This is a genomic window from Bacteroides congonensis, from assembly GCF_900130125.1.
Taxonomy (GTDB): domain Bacteria; phylum Bacteroidota; class Bacteroidia; order Bacteroidales; family Bacteroidaceae; genus Bacteroides; species Bacteroides congonensis.
Genome location: NZ_FQXY01000011.1, coordinates 34,553 through 55,603, shown reverse-complemented (window position 1 = coordinate 55,603; position 21,051 = coordinate 34,553). Strand labels below are relative to the sequence as shown.

The window sequence follows — 21,051 nt, the reverse complement described above, 5'->3', positions numbered from 1 at the left end:
AGAAAGTAATCCTACTAATTTAAAAATCAGAGACTTATAGTTTCCTATCGTTTCCTGCAACGGAAACTCCCGTATCTCTACGGGGAAACAACCGTTTCCCTACGAGGATACTAGCGTTTCCCAGTGTGGATACTCACGTTCCCTTATAGGGAAACGGTTCTATCATTATGGCTCTGAAATTTAGTCCTTACCGCAAAAGAAAAACTCCCCCTTCGGACAAACCGGAGAGGGAGTTCTTTTATTGGGATAATCAGCTAAAGCAGTTTTTTTATTTATATTCCTGCCAGCTCTTAATCTGAATATCGCTCAGTTTCAGTTCACAGAATGCCTCGATAAAGGCACTTGCCAGACGGGCATTTGTAATCAACGGAATATTATGGTCGATAGCACCACGGCGGATACGGTAACCATTCGTCAATTCGCGTTTGCTGTGATTCTTCGGAATGTTGACAATCAAGTCGAATTTGTGGTCGGCAATCATCTTCATTACGTTGTTCTCTGCATCCGGTTTTTCATCCGGCCAGTAAACCGGAGTCGTATCTACACCATGAGCATTCAAGAATGCGGCAGTTCCGGCGGTAGCATACACTTTGTATCCCTTTGCGAACAGCATACGGCTTGCATCCAACAAATCAACTTTCGACTTCATAGCACCTGAAGAGAACATTACTGCTTTTTCAGGAATCTTGAAGCCCGTAGCAATCATCGCGTTCAGCAATGCTTCGGAGAAGTCGTCGCCGATACATCCCACTTCACCAGTAGAAGACATATCTACGCCCAATACCGGGTCAGCCTTATGCAGACGGGAGAAAGAGAACTGAGAAGCTTTTACACCGATCCAGTCAATATCGAACGCCGATTTATCCGGTTGTGAATAGGGAGCATCCAACATGATGCGGGTAGCGGTTTCGATAAAGTTGCGTTTCAGCACTTTGGAAACAAACGGGAAGCTACGCGAAGCACGCAGGTTGCATTCGATAACTTTCACCTCATTGTTGCGGGCAAGGAACTGAATGTTGAACGGGCCGGAAATATTAAGTTCTTTGGCAATCTGACGGCTGATTTTCTTGATGCGGCGTGCAGTCGCGAAGTAAATCTTCTGAGCCGGGAATACCAACGTAGCGTCACCGGAGTGAACACCCGCAAATTCCACGTGTTCGGAGATTGCGTACTCTACCACTTCACCGTTCTGCGCAACAGCGTCAAATTCAATTTCTTTTGTATTTTCGAGGAATTGAGAAACAACTACCGGATATTCCTTAGAAACTTCGGCAGCCATCTTCAGGAAGTTCTCCAGTTCTTCGTCATCGTAGCAAACATTCATTGCAGCTCCCGAAAGAACGTAAGAAGGACGAACCAATACCGGATAACCTACTTTTTCTACGAAACCTTTCACTTCTTCAAGGCTGGTAAGTTCCATCCAAGCCGGTTGGTCGATACCCAGTTGGTCGAGCATAGCGGAGAACTTGTTACGGTTTTCGGCACGGTCGATGGAAATCGGAGAAGTACCCAGTACAGGAACTGACTGACGATACAGTTTCATAGCCAGGTTGTTCGGAATCTGTCCGCCTACGGAAACGATGACGCCGCGAGGTTGTTCAAGGTCGATTACGTCAAGTACACGTTCAAAAGAAAGTTCGTCGAAGTACAGACGGTCACACATATCATAGTCGGTAGAAACCGTTTCGGGGTTGTAGTTAATCATGATAGACTTGTAACCCAGTTTGCGGGCAGTCTGAACAGCGTTCACCGAACACCAGTCAAATTCTACCGAGCTACCGATGCGGTAAGCACCCGAACCCAGTACGACTACTGATTTCTCATTCTTGTAATAGTTGACGTCATAACCTTCCACTGCATAGGTCATATACAGGTAGTTGGTCAGTTCCGGATGTTCGGAAGCGACGGTGTTGATGCGTTTTACAGCCGGAAGGATACCCAAAGATTTACGGTGAGCACGTACAGCAAGATTTTCTTTCTCCATGTTTCCGGTCGGGTTCAAAACGAAACGGGCGATTTGGAAGTCAGAGAAACCTAAGATCTTAGCTTCGCGCATTACGTCTGCCGGGATATCTTCCACCTTATTATAAGTAGACAATTTGGCTTTATAATCAACGATATTTTTCAGTTTGCCGAGGAACCAAGGGTCAATCTTAGTCAGTTCATGGATACGGTCGATAGTATATCCTTCTTCCATTGCCTGCGCGATAGCGAAGACACGCAGGTCTGTCGGGCGAGACAGTTCTTTGTCGAGGTCGTCAAAATGTGAATCGTCATTTCCTACGAAACCGTGCATACCCTGACCAATCATACGAAGACCTTTCTGGATGATTTCTTCGAAAGAGCGGCCGATAGACATGATTTCACCTACCGACTTCATGCTTGAACCGATTTCGCGGGATACACCGGCGAATTTCGTCAAGTCCCAACGAGGGATTTTACAGATATAGTAGTCGAGTTGCGGAGCGACATAAGCTGAGTTCGGAGTTCCCATCTCACCGATTTGGTCGAGTGAGTACCCCAAAGCAATCTTGGCGGCAACGAATGCCAACGGATAACCGGTAGCCTTGGAAGCCAGAGCGGAAGAACGGCTCAGACGGGCGTTTACTTCAATCACACGGTAGTCGTCCGTATCAGAGTTGAATGCGTACTGGATGTTACATTCACCTACGATACCCAGGTGACGGATACATTTCGTAGAAAGTTCCTGCAACATTTTCAGTTCCTTGTCGTCCAGTGAGCAAGTAGGAGCAACAACGATAGATTCACCTGTGTGGATACCCAGCGGGTCGAAGTTTTCCATGCTGGCTACTGTGAAGCAGTGGTCGTTAGCGTCGCGGATTACTTCAAATTCGATTTCTTTCCAGCCTTTCAGAGATTCTTCTACAAGGATTTGTTTGGAGAAGGCGAATGAGCTTTCCGCCAGTTTCAGGAATTCTTCCTCGTTAGCGCAGATACCGCTACCAAGACCACCCAGTGCGTAAGCAGAGCGTACCATCACCGGATAACCGATTTTGCGTGCTGCGGCAATCGCGTCTTCCATGCTTTCTACAGCCTGGCTCACCGGAGTCTTCATGTCGATTTCGTCCAGTTTCTTAACGAACAGGTCGCGGTCTTCTGTGTACATGATGGCTTCTACCGATGTACCAAGCACCTTCACTCCGTACTTATCAAGAATACCTTGTGTGTAGAGTTCCGCGCCGCAGTTCAGCGCAGTCTGTCCGCCGAATGCCAGCAGGATACCGTCGGGACGTTCTTTCTTGATAATTTCTTCTACAAAATAAGTGTTTACGGGAAGGAAATACACTTTATCGGCGATCCCTTCAGAAGTCTGAATGGTTGCGATGTTCGGGTTTACCAATACTGAGCTGATACCTTCTTCTTTCAAAGCTTTCAGTGCTTGTGAGCCTGAGTAGTCGAACTCTCCGGCCTGTCCGATTTTGAGTGCTCCAGAGCCCAAAACGAGAACTTTCTTGATTTCCTTTTCCATTTCTTTTGTTGTTATAATAAGTTGTTGTTTCTAAGTTCGTTCATAAAAAAAATGCGTTACCCTCAAAAAAGGATTAACGCATTACCAAAGAACTAAAATATCGTTTTTGGAGAAAAGAGAAGAAGCCTGTCGTTTCCGGGTGCAAAACATCCGAATGTAGATAATACTTACTTCTGATTTCTTGTTGGTTCATTGTCGATTTCAAAATTTGTGCAAAGTAACGACATATTTTGCACATGGCAAAAAGAAACGCCTACTTTTTTACAGTGAAGTGAGCGCATTTTAGTGCTCCTTTCAGTTTTTATCTGTATCTTTGCCGCTAAATCTATATTAATAAGGTAATAACAATGGGAAAAGAAAAAATCATATTGACGGGAGACCGCCCTACCGGCAGACTTCATATCGGACATTATGTAGGTTCGTTGAAACGCAGAGTTGACTTGCAGAACGCAGGTGATTACAGTAAGATGTTTATCTTCATCGCCGATTCGCAGGCGTTGACCGACAATATAGACAATCCTGAAAAGGTACGTCAGAATGTAATCGAGGTTGCCCTCGATTATTTGGCTTGCGGCATCGACCCGTCCAAGGCCACTATCTTCATCCAGTCGCAAATCCCGGAACTGTGCGAACTCAGTTTCTACTTTATGGATCTTGTCAGCGTATCCCGCCTGCAACGTAACCCGACTGTGAAAGCGGAAATCCAGATGCGTAACTTTGAAGCGAGTATCCCCGTAGGTTTTTTCACTTATCCCATCAGCCAAGCTGCGGACATCACGGCGTTCCGTGCAACGACCGTCCCCGTCGGCGAAGACCAGGAACCGATGCTCGAACAGGCACGCGAAATCGTCCGCCGGTTCAACTATATATATGGTGAAACTCTGGTAGAGCCGGAAATCCTGTTGCCGGACAATGCGGCTTGCCTGCGTCTGCCGGGAACGGACGGCAAGGCGAAAATGAGCAAATCACTCGGCAACTGTATTTATCTGTCGGAAGAACCGGAAGAGATTCAGAAGAAAATCATGAGTATGTACACTGACCCGGGACATCTCCGCGTACAAGATCCGGGAAAGATTGAAGGCAACACCGTATTTACTTATCTCGACGCTTTCTGCCGCCCCGAACATTTCGAACGCTTCTTGCCGGACTATCCGAATCTGGAAGAGTTGAAAGCTCATTACCAACGCGGCGGACTGGGTGACGTGAAAGTAAAACGTTTCCTGAATTCCATCATGCAGGAGACTTTGGAACCGATTCGCAATCGTCGCAAGGAGTTCAGCAAGGATATCCCTGCTATCTACGAGATGCTTCAGCAAGGCTGCGAAGTGGCAAGAGCTACGGCTGCCGAGACTTTGGCTGACGTAAAGAAAGCAATGAAGATTAATTACTTTGATGACAAGGAATTGATTGAAGAGCAGGTGAAACGTTTCTCGCAAGAGTAAAAGATTTCGTCTGGGAATAAACATAATTATAAGGTAAAGGCTGCCCTTCTTTTGTAGAACAGGCAGCCTTTCTTATCGGATATTTTTCAAAGATTCAGTTTGTTTCTTCCTCGTCATTCTTGAACAACACATCCTTTAGTTTCTGATAAAGGAATGAAAGTATCAGCAATATCAATCCCAGAATGATAAATACAATAATCTTGCCAATGGTCGGCATAGCCCATAAATCATCAAAGACGAGTTTGAGCAGGACTGTTCCGAAAGTCGCAAGGCTCACCATGCGGAGTACTTTTTGATGCAGACGCATTCCTAATCCCATTTGGACGAAACCGGCGATGCTTAATGAAAGCGATAGTCCGGCACTAAATTCGTCTACTCCCACTTGCCAAAGGAAAGAGCGTACCATTGTCACCCAAATGAGTGTGGCAAGGATATTGATATATACGGTAAATCGGGGCTTTATGCCGATGGTTGTATAGTACAAGCGTGCTACATAATACAAATTCGCTATTACGAACGCAGCTGTCAGCCATGGTAGTACAACAGGAGAGGAAGTCCATATTCTCTGGTCACCCCATATATTTATGATATATACAAGTACGTTTGCCCCGATAGCCAAGATATAAGAAGTGAGATGTTTCGTTATCGGGAATCGTTTTCTGAAAGCATAGCAAACACTCGAAATGGATATGGCTGTAAACAAGAACATAGCTCCGCTTCGCGTCGCTCCTTCAAAATACAAACTGAATTCCATCATAAATGTATAATAAAGGATGGCTACGGAAACTATAAGCATAAAAGGATTCCAGAAACTATATTTCAACCGACGTGCCGTAGAGAAGAAGGAATGATAATATTCCATTAATAAAGCAAATGCTCCTGTCGCTAATCCCACAAACAAAGAGGTGGCAAATGAACTATTCAGAAAAATTGTATCCAAAGAATGATGTTCAAACATCACACTATACACATCCATCAAGTAAGAAACGAAAGTGAGTCCTACCAGAACTTTAGCCGCATACTCATATACTCTAATTTTCGACTTAACATAGAGCCACAACAGCAATACCATTTCCGATGCCCAAAGCAAGGTTATATAGTTTCCGTCCAGTTGAATCGGAACTGTAATGGAGACAAATGTCAGCACAAGCCCCAACGTGGTATGCACGAGGAATTTATATTCCTTTCTATTCTTCCACAACCAAAGAACCAGCCCCAAGTTAACGAGAGCGATAAACAGGCTCAACAGACCGCTCGCCTTAAAAGACAGTCCCATGTTCTTCAGGAATAGAATACCCGAAAGCAGATAGACAAAATTATTAGTGATGATGACAAATACCAGCCCGCGGCTCATTGCCTGCATCTTCTCTCCACGGAGAATGGAAAACACAGGAAGCAAAAAGATAAAATAGAACAGGGTGGCGAACATTAGCAAATGTCCCGAAATGACCGTAGAGCGGGAAGAATAACTCAACAATAAGAAACTAGCCATTATCAGACAAGTAAATACAAATGAGATTATCGGAAGCTCGCCCCACTTTTTATAGATGGAAAGCCCGAACATTCCCAAATTCAAAATGCTCACATAAGTAAACAGAACTTGATAACTTCCTTCGCCGTTACTCACAATGAAGGGGGCTAAAAATCCGCCTACAAGTGCAATAATAGCCAGCTCACGCCTGTCATATATCACAGAAAGAACAGACATAAATATAGTGATAGCTACCAGAATTATAAATGCAACAGTCTGCGAGAAGATATGATAATAATGGAATGCGATAGCAACCGTGAGATAGAACACAGCGAAAGCACCACCGGCAAGCAGTGAACTGAATGTACGATATTTCTTCTGCAAGCGTTCGGCAACAAACAGTAGTGCCGCCCCCGTCAGGAAACCAAGTACGGTACGGAAAGTCTCGTTTATCCAGTTCTTATCAATGGCGTACTTCACAAAGAAGCCCACCCCTATCACAAATATGAGAATACCAATCTTTCCAAACAGGTTTTCGCCGATAAACTTCTCATAATTTACTTGTTTCTTCGGTGGTTTCGGAGTAGTCGGTGCCATATGAATCAGTTCGGGAGACATTACAGACTCTTCCCGAACTGTAACCTCAACTGGGATACTTTCAATAATTTCTTCCTGAATAGATTCTTGAACAGATTCCGGAGCATCTTGCAATTTCTCAGCAACCACAGTCTCAACAACTATACCTGATTCTTGAACAACCAACTCTTCTTCAACCAATTTCTCTTTTGGCAAGACTTCTGCTACTACTTTTTCAGGTATCTCTTCACTTGATTTCATATCACCAGCAGCCATTTTTGCCTGCCCTTTCAGGAGAGCATCCATCTGTTTTTTTATCGCATCAAGCTCTTTCTCTATCTTCGTAAACCGCCCATCAAACCGACATAGCAAAACAATAAGTATCACTATACCAAGTAGCGGATATATACTATTCAAATCGCCCATAGCATTTTGTATTTGATTCAATATCACAAATATAAAATATTTAATCATATCATGGAGCAATCCCTGTAAAAAGTTTTATTTCTTCTATTTACTACGAAAAGCAAATATAAATCTCAAACAAACTACATCTTTCTAATTTATCCATCAAAAGTGAAAGATAAATATTACTTTTGTAGTGACAAACCAACAAAAATAAATTATGAGCGTAACCAGAATACATATTAATCAAAACATTCTTATTTGGGCTGTTGAACGAATAGGAAAAACAGTTGATGAATATGTAGCTGAAAACCCCACATTTCAGCAATGGTTAGATGGTACAAAATTACCGACTTTCAAGAATATAGAACAGTTTGCTCGAAAACTCTATGTACCTTTAGGATATATGTTCCTCAATGAACCTCCCCAAGAAGTCTGTCCAATCCCATTTTTCCGTAATATAGACGATCGTTCTCATGATATAAACGTCTATGATACGATAATAGAAATGCAGGAACGGCAAGACTGGCTTTCCAATTACCTACGCAAACTGGATTTTGACAAGGCAAATTACGTAGGCATTTTTACTTCGGAAAATAGTATTCAGGAAGTCTGCGACAAGATAAGGGACATATTACAGCTTCCTCATAATTGGGCTTTTGAATATAAGAATATTGATGATGCCTTAAAATATATCACCAAAAGGATGGAAGACAAAGGCGTTATCATTAGTTATAACAGTGTCGTTGGATTTAATAATTCTCGTCCTATTCCGGTGAAAATTTGTCGCGGCTTCACACTAATAGATGATTATGCCCCATTCATCTTCGTAAACAGCAAGGATGCTAAAGTAGCCCAAATGTTTACGTTGATACATGAGTTTGCCCATATCCTAACGGGATATAGCGCGGGAGTTGGTGAAATTGATATAGAACATTCTTCTGAAACAGAAAAGTTTTGTGATAAAGTTGCCGCCAATTTCTTAGTACCGGAACTATTATTCAAAGAAGTCTGGACAAATCTCGGAGAAGACTATATGACTTTATCTAAACGTTTCAAAGTCAGTCGTTTTGTTATAGCAAGGAGAGCTATGGAATTGGGATTAATTACCAGTTCCAGATTTTTTCAGTTATACAATTCCTGGGTAAATGAACCGATAATACATATAGAAAACAATAAAGGTGGCAATTTCTATCCATCTGCAATAAAAAAGAATAGTCGTACATTTCTTATCCATGTCAATAACGCACTGAATAGAAATATGCTATTACACATGGATGCTTATCGGATTACCGGATTAAAAGGCGACACATTTCACAAAATTATAAAATCCCAATGACTCATTCTTTGTAAAATTCGACAATGCCATGTCGGTTCAGAAGCTGACAGCGATAGTCCAGTGGGCTACTACAAACACGTTTTATATCCCCAAAGCTAAAACAAAGTTCCTTCGTATGAATAAAGCCAATATTTATTTGGCTTCTTTCGCTTCTGTCAATCCGGCAGAATGGACAATTGTTTCTATGGAGAGGTCAGCTCCCAACAGTCCGGAAGAAATCAAACTTCCAGATGTCTGTATGCAATATAATGTAAAATGCATTCAACTGGAAGAAATGTTCAGAGAGTTGGGAGAGACATATTAGAATGGGTTACCCCGGTTCATTTCAACAATACTATCTTCAATTTCTACAAATTACCACCACCAATAATAATAGTATTAACACTAACATTGCTTACATATTTTTTCACAAGATAATCATAATCATAAAAAGAAATGGAATTAGCTCTTCCGCCAATTGCATCTTTAATATATACACCAAATTCAAACTGTTTATTTGACTTGAAATCAGAATCTGAGGAATACGTTATTATATATTTTTTATTAGCAGGACTATCTTGTTCTGTGAATGTCCTATATTCCCCATATTGCAAATCTGGAATTTTTCCATTTTTAAAATCTTCTGAAAATGAATTCATCTTAAATTTATCATAGCCAGTAGATGATTTTTTTATTGGAATAGCTTCATCTTTGGATAAAATCATTTTTCCATATGGCGGAATCGCCACAATTCTTTGGTCTGAATATGTTGTCGAAACAGACGACTCATTTCCACCCCCCACACTCGTGCCTCCAGCCAACGTATTTACAACACCGCCAATACCTAATGCACCTGTTACAGCCCCTAAGTTAAGACCGCCTCCGGAACCACTTCCTTGATTAGTCGTTGTCTGCTGAAGATTGTAATACATGTGATAACTACCGTCAGGCTCTACTCTAAAGGAATTTGCTTTGTCTATGTAGATAGTTTGAGACGTTTTATTAGCTATTTCTATTAAATATTTACCCTTGAACCACATATATCTTTCACCATAGCATCCTTTAATCACACTTCCGTCATAGTTGTATGCAAAATAAGGATAACTCTTTTTCTCTTGAGAAATAGTTATTTGGATTTCATCGGAAGATAATACAGATGATTGAGTAACCCCCAATGTACCCCACCAACATTTTGCTTCTTTAGCTTTAGCCTTCAGCCCACCAAATTTATGTCCCATCTTATTATATTGCTCAATAAGAGAAACATTATCATTTGAAGGCTCCACCTTGACAGGTGCATTATTTGTTGACTGACTTTGCTGGTTTGACAAAGGTAAACTACTTTCATTAAATACATCCTTCTCGCCATTTTTATACTTAACCATGAAAACCTCACTTTTTGGCAGAGTGTAAGATGGACCATCTTGATTTGCCCACTTCTTATACTCTATTTCATTACTAGAGATTTTAACAACCTTCACTTCTACCTCGTCACCATTCTTTTTTGTCAAAATATCCTGCGGATAGACATTCATTGTCGAGAATAATAGCCCAGTTAGTACACAAACTTTTCTCATTAACCTGATTTTTGTATTCATGTTCATCAATATCGCCTAACCAGTCCCTTCTCGGCTTTATTCATTATATATAAAGAAACGCGGAACTGCGTGCCATTTCGTTGCCGAAGGTCCTGAGAAAACCCGATACACTAAATGGACAGCAGCCCCACGTTGTAAAACGTGAGAACCGCTCATGCCATCCTCGTGTATCTTGAAAATTTCTCAGGTTTTCGACAACAAGAATGAAGCACAACGCTTCTTACAAATATTTTAAAGAAAATAATTTGCTACCGAACGCTATCGGAAACAATGATACAAATATATACATTTTTTCTATATCTCCTTTCTTCCAACCATAAAAATAAAGCAATCAATGCTTTATCTTATATGCTTTCCCCGAAAGAAATAGTATTATCATCCATCAGTAACAAACAAATTCATTTGCTGATAAACTACGAAATCATTTGTTGGCAGCAAATAAAATCATGCATTTGGAGCAAATCACTCTTAATAAGATAATTAGGCAAAAGGAAATATCAATTCTCTTTAATCGGCTGCAAGGTGAGAAATATGAGAAAGAATTCATGCTTTGTCTTTGTCTTTCCCGATAGTATACGTATTTTTGCAATACAGAAACTCCTTACTTAAAAACAAGATACTTATATGGAACAAGATATACGCTGGCTGCAACGATATGATAGTTTTCATCGTGCTAATAAAAGAATCCTGGATATAACAGAATCCGGTAATCAACCGGATAGTTTATCCGAATTGGAAATGGAAGGGTTAATCCAACGATTTGAATATACTTTTGAACTTGGGTGGAAAGTTCTTCAGGATTTCTTAAAATATAAAGGATATGAATTTGTACAGGGTCCCAACGGCACTCTCCAACAAGCTTTCGAAGACGGTTTGATTTCCGACCACGACGGTTGGCGACGTATGGCAAAAGCACGAGTCACCACCTCGCATACCTATAATGAAGGAGACGCCATACAGATTGCACGAAAAATATATGAGGAATACTCTCATCTGTTAAAACAACTGGACACCAGATTGAATGAGGAGAAATTAAGAGCGGAAATGAATACATTATTCTAATTATGTACGGACTAAGCAACACTGTCATATCGGATATTTGCAGTGTGTTTCGCAAACACGCTAATATAGATAAGGTTCTGATCTTTGGATCCAGAGCTAAAGGAACATATTCGGAAGGTTCTGATATAGATTTAGCTGCGGTAGGTAATGAAATTTCTTTTGACCAACTAATGGACATTAATATTCAGATAGAGGATTTGGGACTATTATATAAAGTCGATGTTATAGATTACAATAAAAACATCGACACTCCAATAGGAGAACATATAATACGGGTAGGACTGCCTTTCTACAACAAGAATGAGAGTTGCGATTAAAAACAACTTCTTCTGCAAGATTTCGCTTCCAGCCTCTTCAGCCACTCTGAAACCTCTTATTCATCGGCATTCCGGCTGAAAGCGAACCACAAAAGTAAAAAATATTGCTTTCAGCCGTTTCATGTTTACGAATTCAATCGGTCAATCAGCGGCGTATTACCGAATATACATTTCCATACTCCGTATGTTTCCTCCCCACTCCCATCTTCGTCAACACTTGTGCAAACTGGTTCGGATTAAAACCTCTCAATGCGGCTGAATTCATCTTTTTCAGTTCCTGATATATCTCCGCTGCGGATAGATGTAAACATTCTTCTTCCGGTAAAGCTACACGAAAACAGCAGTTAAAAACATCCTCAGCAGGGCAGGCATGATAAAAAGACACGTTGTGCCTTTGCAGTTCACGTTCCTGTTCCTTGCTGAACCAATAAGGAATTCCCTGTTCCAGTTCAGCTTTCAGTTGGGCAAAGAGTTGTGCATGTTCGATGCCCTCGCAATCAATCGGTTTTATTACTTCCACACAAAGATAACGACGGCTGCCCGTAGGGTCATTCAACAAATCATAGCGATTGGAAGTGCCTATAAATGAAGCGACTCGCGGCAAGTCACGATAGTTTTTCTGATACGCCTTGCAGATATGCAGGCTCGACATTTGCATCAGATTTTTCAATAAAGGCATCTTACCCGCAGCATATTTGTCAAATTCATCAAGATTAATCAGCCCCATCTCCGACATAAGCCGTTCTGCCTTCCCTTCCGAAGTCAGTTTCAGATTATCCATATAGTAATGCTGCAAAGCCGCAGGCATCAACGACTTGCAGAAAGTAGACTTCAACCGCCCCTGTTCCGAACTTACGAGGATAGGAGCTACACTATTGGCATGAATCCCTGTTTTTCCCGACCATTGGGCGGCAACTCCCAAAAGCCATGTATGAAAGCCGCGCACCCACAGAGGTAAGTCGGAAACGCGCAATGCCAACGAAGTGACGCGATCAATGCCATCCCAAACGGGCAATTCGTCCATATAGAGCCGGAAAGGGTGGTATTCGGCAATACGGGTAGAGTAAATATAGCGACTCACGTCCTTATCCCAGCAACTAATCCCCTTTGCATGAGCTTCCATACAAAAGGTGTTCAAATCACGTTTGCTCACCGGTTGAAAAAGACCGATTGCTTTACCCGCATCATCCAACGGACGGAATTCCGTTTCTTCTGTCAGAAGATTATAACGGAAATCATACTGTGTACGCAAAAAATCGTTTACCTGCTCCGTCAGGCAGGTAGAGGCGGTTTTCTTACCATCCGGTTTAGATAGTGGCAAATCCGACACTCCTGATAATTCAGAGCACTCCGGTTGTTCCGCAGATTCCAGTTGTTCCACTGATTCCGGCTGTATCTCTTCCGGGACAGACAGTCCTGCTTCTACTTTTTTCACCCCGACCATTTTCAACCCATTCGTTTTCACTTCTGCTAAAACAATCTCTTTTTTCATTCCAGTTCTCCACACTTTCATCAGCATAGAGAACAAATTTGTTACTTTTTCCATCATATTTTTGTTGTTATTTTAATGTTTTCACATGCCAAATATACAACCTCACGATAGCGGTTTGCAAGCCGGTTGCAAGTTTGTCCTTAACTAATTGCATTTATGAAATAAAGCCTTTATTATTAGGTTAGCAAGCCTTTGTATTGTATCTTTGCAATAAGGAATTACAAAAGCTAATTAATGTTAGCCGATAGGCTAGCTATGGTTATCTTATATGCTAACGAAGGTTAGCGTATAAGCTGATTAAGATTAGCGGGTACATTTAAAGGAAGAACAATCCAAAGGAAGTATAGGAAAAACAGTACGGAAGTACATCTATAAAAGAAAGGAACTATGGCTATATTATTTGACTGGTACGAGAATCCGGTATCACCGGACAAGCCCAAAAAGAAAAGATTCCATCCGCGCATCATCGCCAACGGGCAGGTAGATACGGAAGAACTCAGAAGTAGAATACAGGCGCGTTGCACACTGAACGAAGTAGACGTGACTGCCGTATTGGATGCTCTCTCGCAAGTAATGGGAGAAGAATTGGGAGAAGGAAGGCAGGTGCATCTGGATGGCATCGGCTATTTCTACCCTACGCTGACCGCCACCGAGGAAATATCCGCAAATACTCCCCGCAAGAATTCGAAAGTGAAATTGAAAGCTATACAATTCCGCTCGGACAAAAGGTTGAAACGATCTGTCGGAACTATAAAAATAAAACAGATGAAGCGGGTCAGACATTCCGCCAAATTATCGGAAATAGAGATAGACATGCGGTTGAAAGAATATTTCGTCGACCATCAGATTATGCAACGTTCCGACTTTCAAGGTATCACAGGGATGGTACGCTCCACAGCCATGATTCATATCCGCCGCCTTCGCAAAGAGGGTAAGCTACTGAATATCGGTATTCCCAATCAGCCGATATATGTGCCTGCTCCCGGATTTTATGGAAAATCCAGGGATTATCAGCCTGTAAGATAAGTACGAATAAAGCAAAGGTTCAGGAGCAGTAACCATTTGCCAATAAGATAAGCTACCAATAAAAAAAGGCGGCTGAAAGCGCAAACCTCTCATTTCAGGGTTCGCTTTCAGCCGCTTTTCCTTTCCAGCAAGCGATTACAGAGAATCGCTGAACGCTGAAATCACATTATCACTTTGCAGTTTCTACCAACACAACACGGTTCAGAATCGGTTGACCGAACTTATCGACGCCACCACCGGCGGCAACCTTCAAGTTATCAGCAGGAATACCATACTTCTTAACCAGCAAGTCTTTAACAACCTGTGCACGTTCCAGACTCAACTTCTGGTTGAAAGCCGGACTACCTGTTGCAGAGTCGGCATATCCGTTGATAGTATAGGTAGTGCCCGGGAATTCTTTAATGCGGCTGGCAAGATAAGACAGGTTCATTTCTTCTTGCGGAGACAGTTTATCCGAACCAATCGTGAAGAATACGGTACGCGGAGCGATATTCGGGTCTGTAATGACTACCGCTTCCTGTTCTTCCACTTCAACCGGTTGTTGTGCATTAGCCAACTGCTGTTGCAACTGCATATTGGCGGCTGCCATCGCATTCATCTGGTTACGCATCTGATTCAATTCGAGTTCGGAGATAATCTGTGGTACAGGACGCTGGAATCCACGAGTCGGGAAATAATAAGTTACGCCGACAGTAGCACCGAGGATACCGTCATAATCACGTTTACCACCATGTTCACCGTCAAATTTGCCTTCAAGGCCGGTCGCACTCAACTCAATGTTCAAGTCGACAGCACTGGACAGGCGGAAACGGTTGATAATACCTGCATTGAAAGTAGCGGCATTAGTGTGAGGCTTTGAGTAAGAATGAGCCCAGCCGGCACCGATATAAGGAATGATTTCATATACACGGTTCGGGTTGTATCCACCGAAGAGCGCGTTCAGGTTAATCATCAAATCACCGTGAAGGTTCATGTAATCCCATCTCTGCTTGTAAGAACCGTCTTCTCTCGGGCCACCGACTACATAATTGGCAGTTTCGTTCATTGTGAATCCTTTAGCTTGCAGTCCGCTGTATTGCAAACGCAGTCCGAAGCCCGGAGTCACCCATTTGCCGAGAGACACGTTGAATGTAGGAGCGACGCGGTCTCTGAATTTGCCGATATGGTCATTGTTACCATACAACACTTGAGCACCGCCTCCTACTGAGAAGAACCAGTTGCTCCAAAACGGGTTGGTTATTACTTGATATTTATCTTGTACCTGAATCACTTCGTATTCAGTTACCGTCATAGTCTGCTGCGCAGAAGCGACAGACGCAACGCCGGCAAAAGCCAGCAACATCAGAATCTTTTTCATATACCTAATAGTTAAGTGGTTATTTAAATCTTTTTCTTTGTTGAACTAATTAAATAACACGAACTGAACTAAAAGGTTTTAGAAATAGATGAAATTATTTGCTTTATTTGAATAAACGTTCGATATCTTCTTCCTTGATTGTCGTCAAAACAGTTTTCCCGTCCGGAGTGTAATTCGGTGAGGGACAGGCAAAAAGATTATCCACCAGGCTGACCATTTCCTCGTTGCTAAGCACCTGTCCGTAAACGATTGCCGCCGCACGCGCCAATGTCAATGCCAGTATATTCTGGATTTCTTCCTTCACATCGTTCCCTTTTTCCATCGCCGTATGTAGCATATTGCGCACCAATTCGACCGGATTCAGCCCTTCGATACCCGACGGGATTCCGTTAATGGCATAGCTTCCGCCACCCAAATTACTCAAATCGAAACCTACTGCGGATAAATCATCCATAATGCTTTGCAACACAGCGGCTTCCGAAGCCGGCAATTGCAATATTTCGGGAAAAAGAACACCTTGCGATACTCCCTGCTTCTGCTGAATCTGAACCATATAGCGGTCGTAAAGCACCCGGATATGCGCCCGATGCTGGTCGATAAGCATCAAACCGGATTTTACGGAAGTCAGAATAAACCGCCCCTTAAACTGCAAATGCTGGTTCCCTTTTTCTATCACAGGCTCGCTGGCATATAGAGTAGAAGAAGCCCTAGAGGTCACTGTCTCCACTTTTTCTTCTATAACAGACGTTTCTTCGCTGACAACCGAGTCTTCCCACTCCATTTCGGGCTCCGGCATCGGATTATTCATCTTGCTGGCTTTCGTCAGACCACCGTATAAATCTTCCCATTCCACCTTTGAACGGCTGTACGAACCGCCGCCACTACCGCCTGCGGATACTTTGAACGGATTATAATCCGAATTATAATGTACCTTGGGCGGCTCAGAAGTTGTCTTTTGTTCAAATACGGGAATATCAGGCATATCTTCCGTATCAAAATCAATGGAAGGAATAGCGCTGAACTTACCCAACGACTCCTTGACCGATGCTGAAAGAATCTGCCAGATGGCCTGTTCATTCTCAAACTTGATTTCGGTCTTGGTCGGGTGGATATTCACATCAATATTAGCCGGGTCTACTTCGAAATAGATAAAGTAAGAAATCTGTTCGCCGGCAGGAATCAACTGCTCATAAGCCTCCATCACTGCCCTGTGGAAATAAGGATGGCGCATATAGCGTCCGTTAACGAAGAAGTACTGATGAGCGCCTTTCTTGCGGGCTGTCTCCGGTTTGGCGACGTAGCCGGAGATTTTCACCATGGTGGTATTCACCTCTATATTAAGTAACTGCTGATTCAGCTTTTTACCGAAGATAGCCATAATACGCTGACGCAACGGAGATACCGGAAGATTAAAAAGTTCGGAATCATTGCTATACAGTGAAAAGGCAACTTCAGGATGAACCAGAGCAATCCGTTCGAATTCGGCAAGGATATTACTCAACTCCGTTGAGTTTGCTTTCAGAAATTTACGGCGCGCAGGGACGTTAAAGAACAGGTTCTTGATGGAGAAGTTACTTCCTTTAGAGCAGGAAACAGCTTCCTGACTCTCCACCGTAGAGCCTGCTATCACCAGTTTCGTTCCCAGTTCTTCCGATTCAGGGCGTGTCTTCAGTTCCACCTGTGCCACTGCCGCGATGGAAGCCAGAGCTTCTCCGCGAAATCCCATCGTACGCAAAGCAAACAAATCAGCAGCTTCACGTATCTTGGAAGTAGCATGGCGCTCGAAGGAAAGACGGGCGTCCGTTTCGGACATTCCCTTTCCGTCGTCAATGACCTGTATGCTGGTTTTCCCCGCATCAGTCACTAATACATGTATATTTTGCGCATCTGCATCAATCGCGTTCTCCACCAGTTCCTTGATAACAGATGCCGGACGTTGTATCACTTCACCGGCAGCAATCTGGTTAGCTACCGAATCAGGCAACAAATGAATAATATCGCTCATAATTCTCCTGTTTATATTCTTTCAGGCACGGATTTCACGGATTACGCGGTGGTAAATTATAAAAACCGTGAAATCCGTGTAATCCGTGCCTGTTATCATCTTTCATTCACTTTTTTTAAAAACTCCAGCTTCCTGTCGCCAAATAATGCCATATAAATAGAAGGAAAGCAATGATAACCAATATGACTCCGAAGGAAACCGGTTTACGGCCACTTGCCTTTCTTCTTTTCAGATGGGTCGTTCCCTCGACAAACTTGCCACGGATATCTTCCGGATCAAATTCTTTCTCCGGCAGCATGCCCAAGTCGCGCTTTGCCTTTTCTTCCATCTTGTCGAGCTTTTCCTTGCGCTCGTTGACGTAAATGTATTGATGATTAAAACCACGAGGTTTCCTCATCGAATTAAACATTCCCATACTACTTCATATTAATTAAGTTTCGCTTTTCTGTTTTCGGTCGCCGGTCGGTGGTAGGTTTCAGGGTTTCTCCCGCCCGTTTGCTCCTCCAGTTGAATATATCGTCTTTATTCAGCGGACGGACATAATCGAACCAGGCAAAAGTAGGAAGACGCAGTTTGTCGGGCGGTATTTGGTCCATCGGATACATGGTTCCGTTGGATTTGCCGACAAACAGTCCTTTTTCCATTTTCTTATCTTTCATATAAAGATGAAGCACACTACCTTCCAGACAATTGAATCCGGTCATTGTGCTGTCTTTTTCCTCGGGGTAGAAAGCGGTCTGCACATTACCAATCACTTCGATATGCCGCATATCTCCATTTTCAAAATAGGCTTTCATCTCCTTGCCGGACACTTGATTATAGTGGATGGAGTCTTTCATTTCCACCGTCAGTGCCTGGTTGATGATATGCGCCCAGTCAATGGTGCTGTCGTTCATATAAATCTTAATCTGCTCGCCAAGTAGCTGCTGACCGTCATTCCATAGAATCGGGTCAACATACATCGTCATGCAGGAATCTTTCGAGTTATAAACCAGTGAGTCACATACTCCCTGCACATCGGTACGGTACATACGCACTTTATGGTAAGCCTTCATCAGGCGGAACAAAGAATCGGTATTCAGATTATATGACACCATCTGCAAAGTATCACCGTGCATAAAGAGGCTATCGCCTTGTGAATAATCAATGGCAACAGCCCGTTTGGTAGCAAAGGCGGAGTCCGTCAACTCATTATAGAAACAGTAATCGCCTGTCAGCATATTCTTGTTGATGGTATCCGTCATTCTCACATTATCAAAGGCTTCGCCATAACCGATGACGCGGTCATAGAACAAACTGTCACCTACCAGTTTCTTTCCCTGATTGGTCAGGACAGAACGGTCGAGCAGTTCGGCTTGCTCGGTCAGTGTGTTATAGAATCCCCGTTCGGAGTAGATGTGATTATTATCACTCACGATATTGGAAGGACCGAGGATAACGGCAATTTTATTATCGGTATTGTAGCGCAATGTATCGGAAGTCAATACGAACTTAGGATTCACGAGTTTCACGTCATGGTTGAATACTGATTGCTTTGTCGCAGGGCTATATTCCCCCCAGTCGGAAGTCAGCACATTTTCTTCATCCATTAAAGTTCCGCCTTCAAAGTAATATCCGAGGTCGTAGAGACGGTCGTAGTTCAGACTGTCTGTCAGCAGGGTGGTGTTGCGGTTAATCATCTTCACGTTTTCACGGAGTTGGGCTATCTGCGTCATTCCGTCATAGTAAAGGTAGTCACCGTATATAAATAAGGTGTCTCCCTGCTCCATACGCACATTGCTAAAGGCTTCCACCGAGTTCGTTTTCTCGAAAATCAATGCACTGTCACAGTACATATACATACTGTCATGGCGCATTTTCACGTTACCGATCAACACTTGCACATCCGGACGAGCCAACTTGTCAGCCTGTCCTTCGTCAGCATGGAGCAAATAAACTTTCGTCTTTTTGTTCTCCGGCTGCTTCTTGTCGTCCGATGGTTTCTTGGGGTTTTGCGCCACAAGACATACACCAAACAGGCATAGAAAGCCTATAAGGAGCCATCTATGCCTGTCTTGTTGTTTATCTTTCTTATTTTGTTTCAGCATATAAAATCAAGCTGTTAAACATCAATCCTTCTTCACCCAACCCGGGTACTTGAAGTCACACTTCTGCCAGTTTTCGTTGATACGTACATACGTATGTTTCTGTTTGTCAAGAATCCACTTATGCAGCATCTCTTCACGGCGCTTGTCCATTACGATTTCTTTCAAGTCCTGATAGTCTTCTGCGATAGTAGCCTTATGACCGTTGATTTTCGCTTTCAACTTCACGATAGCACAGACTTCTTTTCCATCCTTCTCGTTTATCATTGTAAAGGCTTTTGAAATCTCACCCACATTCATCTTATCTACTACCTTAGCTACATCCTGCGGAAGATCCTGCATCTGGAACTTGGAAGTAGTAACACCTGAGTTCTCGTTGATGTTCACCATGATACCGTGATTGTTGCGGGTATCCTTATCTTGTGAGATAACGGCAGCCGCTTCGTCGAACGTAAATTTGTTGGCACGGATATCATCAGCGATAGAGTCCAGACGTGCGCAAGCCTCGGTCAGTTCTTTTTCAGATACTTTCGGACGCAACAGGATGTGACGGGTATTCACACGGTCACCACGTTTCTCGATCAACTGGATGATGTGATAACCGAATTCCGATTCTACAATCTTGGAAACTTTCTTCGGGTCCTGCAAGCTGAATGCCACATTCGCATAAGACGGATCCATCATACCACGTCCCATAAACCCGCACTCGCCACCTTTGATGGCAGATGCCTTATCTTCGGAATACAGACGCGCCAGTGTAGAGAAGTCAATCTCCCCTTTAGTCACACGGTCGGTATAGTCACGCAAAGTCTTTTTTACATCTTCGATTTCGGAGATAGGAATCTTCGGTTGCAAGGTGATAATCTGCACTTCCACCTGTGTCGGGATATACGGAATACTGTCCTGCGGAAGGTCTTTGAAGTAACGGCGTACCTCTGCCGGAGTCACCTTGATTTCTCCTACCAGTTTCTGCTGCATCTTCTGTACCGTCAGACCGTCACGTGCATTGTCACGCAATGTCTCACGAATCTGTGTCGCGGTTTTATTGAAGTACTCCTCCATTTTTTCTTTAGAACCAATCTGCTGGATATACATGTTGGTCATCATATCCACACGTTGTATGATTTCCGCTTCGGAAACTTCGATACTATCCAACTTTGCCTGGTGCAAGAACAGCTTCTGCACTGCAATTTCTTCAGGGATTACACAATAAGGGTCACCTTCGAATCTGCGGCCGTTATACAGGGCATCCATACGTGCCTCTTCTACATCTGATTTTAAAATAGCTTCGTCACCTACTACCCAAACTACTTCATCAACCACATTGTCCTGTGCATAAGTTGCCACATTAGCAAATACTGCCAGGACAAGGGTAACAACAAATCTAAAGTTCACAAACTTCTTCATT

General features: G+C 42.9%; 14 protein-coding genes and 1 pseudogene. 6 read left to right on the top strand and 9 right to left on the bottom strand.

Translation table 11 applies throughout. The features are described 5' to 3' along the window. Window positions 1-268 precede the first annotated feature (268 nt). Complete coding sequence (carB, locus tag BQ7997_RS17775) at window positions 269-3,490, bottom strand: carbamoyl-phosphate synthase (glutamine-hydrolyzing) large subunit (RefSeq protein ID WP_044653941.1); 3,222 nt, start codon at window positions 3,488-3,490, stop codon at window positions 269-271. A gap of 347 nt (window positions 3,491-3,837) precedes the next feature. Here carB and trpS point away from each other — a divergent pair, with 347 nt between their 5' ends. Beyond that, the gene (trpS, locus tag BQ7997_RS17765; protein ID WP_073347521.1) at window positions 3,838-4,932 is read left to right on the top strand and encodes a tryptophan--tRNA ligase; all 1,095 of its coding nucleotides are present in this window, start codon (window positions 3,838-3,840) and stop codon (window positions 4,930-4,932) included. Window positions 4,933-5,026: 94 nt separating this feature from the next. On the opposite strand, the gene BQ7997_RS17760 is transcribed toward trpS, so the two are convergent. Then, the gene (locus tag BQ7997_RS17760; RefSeq protein WP_073348431.1) at window positions 5,027-7,405 is read right to left on the bottom strand and encodes a DUF2339 domain-containing protein; all 2,379 of its coding nucleotides are present in this window, start codon (window positions 7,403-7,405) and stop codon (window positions 5,027-5,029) included. Window positions 7,406-7,604: 199 nt separating this feature from the next. Between BQ7997_RS17760 and BQ7997_RS17755 the strand changes: the two genes are divergently transcribed. Continuing rightward, on the top strand, window positions 7,605-8,723 hold the full coding sequence (locus BQ7997_RS17755) for an ImmA/IrrE family metallo-endopeptidase (protein WP_083589294.1): 1,119 nt from the start codon (window positions 7,605-7,607) through the stop codon (window positions 8,721-8,723). A 13-nt stretch (window positions 8,724-8,736) separates the two neighbouring features. Next, a pseudogene (locus tag BQ7997_RS17750) lies at window positions 8,737-9,027 on the top strand (DUF4411 family protein); the annotation flags it as partial. Window positions 9,028-9,070: 43 nt separating this feature from the next. Here the strand turns inward: BQ7997_RS17750 and BQ7997_RS17745 are convergent. Further along, complete coding sequence (locus BQ7997_RS17745) at window positions 9,071-10,279, bottom strand: hypothetical protein (RefSeq protein ID WP_139260930.1); 1,209 nt, start codon at window positions 10,277-10,279, stop codon at window positions 9,071-9,073. Window positions 10,280-10,924: 645 nt separating this feature from the next. On the opposite strand from BQ7997_RS17745, the gene BQ7997_RS17740 reads away from it, so the two are divergent. Both BQ7997_RS17740 and BQ7997_RS17735 read left to right on the top strand, forming a co-directional pair. Further along, entirely contained in the window at window positions 10,925-11,362 is a 438-nt protein-coding gene (locus tag BQ7997_RS17740; RefSeq protein WP_073347517.1) for an HI0074 family nucleotidyltransferase substrate-binding subunit, read from the top strand. A 2-nt stretch (window positions 11,363-11,364) separates the two neighbouring features. Continuing rightward, the gene (locus BQ7997_RS17735; RefSeq protein WP_022137739.1) at window positions 11,365-11,679 is read left to right on the top strand and encodes a nucleotidyltransferase domain-containing protein; all 315 of its coding nucleotides are present in this window, start codon (window positions 11,365-11,367) and stop codon (window positions 11,677-11,679) included. 145 nt (window positions 11,680-11,824) lie between these two features. Here the strand turns inward: BQ7997_RS17735 and BQ7997_RS17730 are convergent, their stop codons facing one another. Beyond that, a complete protein-coding gene (locus BQ7997_RS17730; protein ID WP_083589293.1) occupies window positions 11,825-13,228 on the bottom strand; it encodes a DUF3874 domain-containing protein in 1,404 nt (467 codons plus the stop codon). A 330-nt stretch (window positions 13,229-13,558) separates the two neighbouring features. On the opposite strand from BQ7997_RS17730, the gene BQ7997_RS17725 reads away from it, so the two are divergent. Continuing rightward, a complete protein-coding gene (locus BQ7997_RS17725; RefSeq protein ID WP_073347516.1) occupies window positions 13,559-14,197 on the top strand; it encodes an HU family DNA-binding protein in 639 nt (212 codons plus the stop codon). A 169-nt stretch (window positions 14,198-14,366) separates the two neighbouring features. Here BQ7997_RS17725 and BQ7997_RS17720 read toward each other — a convergent pair whose 3' ends face one another. The 5 genes from BQ7997_RS17720 to BQ7997_RS17700 form a co-directional block, all read right to left on the bottom strand. Continuing rightward, a complete protein-coding gene (locus BQ7997_RS17720; protein ID WP_022137742.1) occupies window positions 14,367-15,554 on the bottom strand; it encodes an OmpA family protein in 1,188 nt (395 codons plus the stop codon). A gap of 103 nt (window positions 15,555-15,657) precedes the next feature. After that, window positions 15,658-17,559 (bottom strand): DNA mismatch repair endonuclease MutL, encoded by a 1,902-nt coding sequence (gene mutL, locus BQ7997_RS17715; protein ID WP_073347515.1) that lies wholly within the window; start codon window positions 17,557-17,559, stop codon window positions 15,658-15,660. Window positions 17,560-17,674: 115 nt separating this feature from the next. Next, window positions 17,675-17,974, bottom strand: a complete 300-nt coding sequence (locus tag BQ7997_RS17710) for a hypothetical protein (protein WP_022137744.1) — start codon at window positions 17,972-17,974, stop codon at window positions 17,675-17,677. A 1-nt stretch (window position 17,975) separates the two neighbouring features. After that, window positions 17,976-19,646, bottom strand: a complete 1,671-nt coding sequence (locus BQ7997_RS17705) for an OstA-like protein (protein WP_073347514.1) — start codon at window positions 19,644-19,646, stop codon at window positions 17,976-17,978. A gap of 21 nt (window positions 19,647-19,667) precedes the next feature. Next, entirely contained in the window at window positions 19,668-21,050 is a 1,383-nt protein-coding gene (locus tag BQ7997_RS17700; RefSeq protein WP_022137746.1) for a peptidylprolyl isomerase, read from the bottom strand. Between the last annotated feature and the right edge of the window lies 1 nt (window position 21,051).

What these genes read in the sequence shown, in the direction of transcription:
- mutL (WP_073347515.1), bottom strand. Translation starts at nt 17,559, where the DNA reads ATGAGCGATATTATTCATTTGTTGCCTGATTCGGTAGCTAACCAGATT.
- carB (WP_044653941.1), bottom strand. Translation starts at nt 3,490, where the DNA reads ATGGAAAAGGAAATCAAGAAAGTTCTCGTTTTGGGCTCTGGAGCACTC.
- BQ7997_RS17760 (WP_073348431.1), bottom strand. Translation starts at nt 7,405, where the DNA reads ATGGGCGATTTGAATAGTATATATCCGCTACTTGGTATAGTGATACTT.
- BQ7997_RS17710 (WP_022137744.1), bottom strand. Translation starts at nt 17,974, where the DNA reads ATGGGAATGTTTAATTCGATGAGGAAACCTCGTGGTTTTAATCATCAA.
- BQ7997_RS17730 (WP_083589293.1), bottom strand. Translation starts at nt 13,228, where the DNA reads ATGATGGAAAAAGTAACAAATTTGTTCTCTATGCTGATGAAAGTGTGG.
- BQ7997_RS17735 (WP_022137739.1), top strand. Translation starts at nt 11,365, where the DNA reads ATGTACGGACTAAGCAACACTGTCATATCGGATATTTGCAGTGTGTTT.
- BQ7997_RS17745 (WP_139260930.1), bottom strand. Translation starts at nt 10,279, where the DNA reads ATGAGAAAAGTTTGTGTACTAACTGGGCTATTATTCTCGACAATGAAT.
- BQ7997_RS17705 (WP_073347514.1), bottom strand. Translation starts at nt 19,646, where the DNA reads ATGCTGAAACAAAATAAGAAAGATAAACAACAAGACAGGCATAGATGG.
- BQ7997_RS17725 (WP_073347516.1), top strand. Translation starts at nt 13,559, where the DNA reads ATGGCTATATTATTTGACTGGTACGAGAATCCGGTATCACCGGACAAG.
- trpS (WP_073347521.1), top strand. Translation starts at nt 3,838, where the DNA reads ATGGGAAAAGAAAAAATCATATTGACGGGAGACCGCCCTACCGGCAGA.
- BQ7997_RS17700 (WP_022137746.1), bottom strand. Translation starts at nt 21,050, where the DNA reads ATGAAGAAGTTTGTGAACTTTAGATTTGTTGTTACCCTTGTCCTGGCA.
- BQ7997_RS17755 (WP_083589294.1), top strand. Translation starts at nt 7,605, where the DNA reads ATGAGCGTAACCAGAATACATATTAATCAAAACATTCTTATTTGGGCT.
- BQ7997_RS17740 (WP_073347517.1), top strand. Translation starts at nt 10,925, where the DNA reads ATGGAACAAGATATACGCTGGCTGCAACGATATGATAGTTTTCATCGT.
- BQ7997_RS17720 (WP_022137742.1), bottom strand. Translation starts at nt 15,554, where the DNA reads ATGAAAAAGATTCTGATGTTGCTGGCTTTTGCCGGCGTTGCGTCTGTC.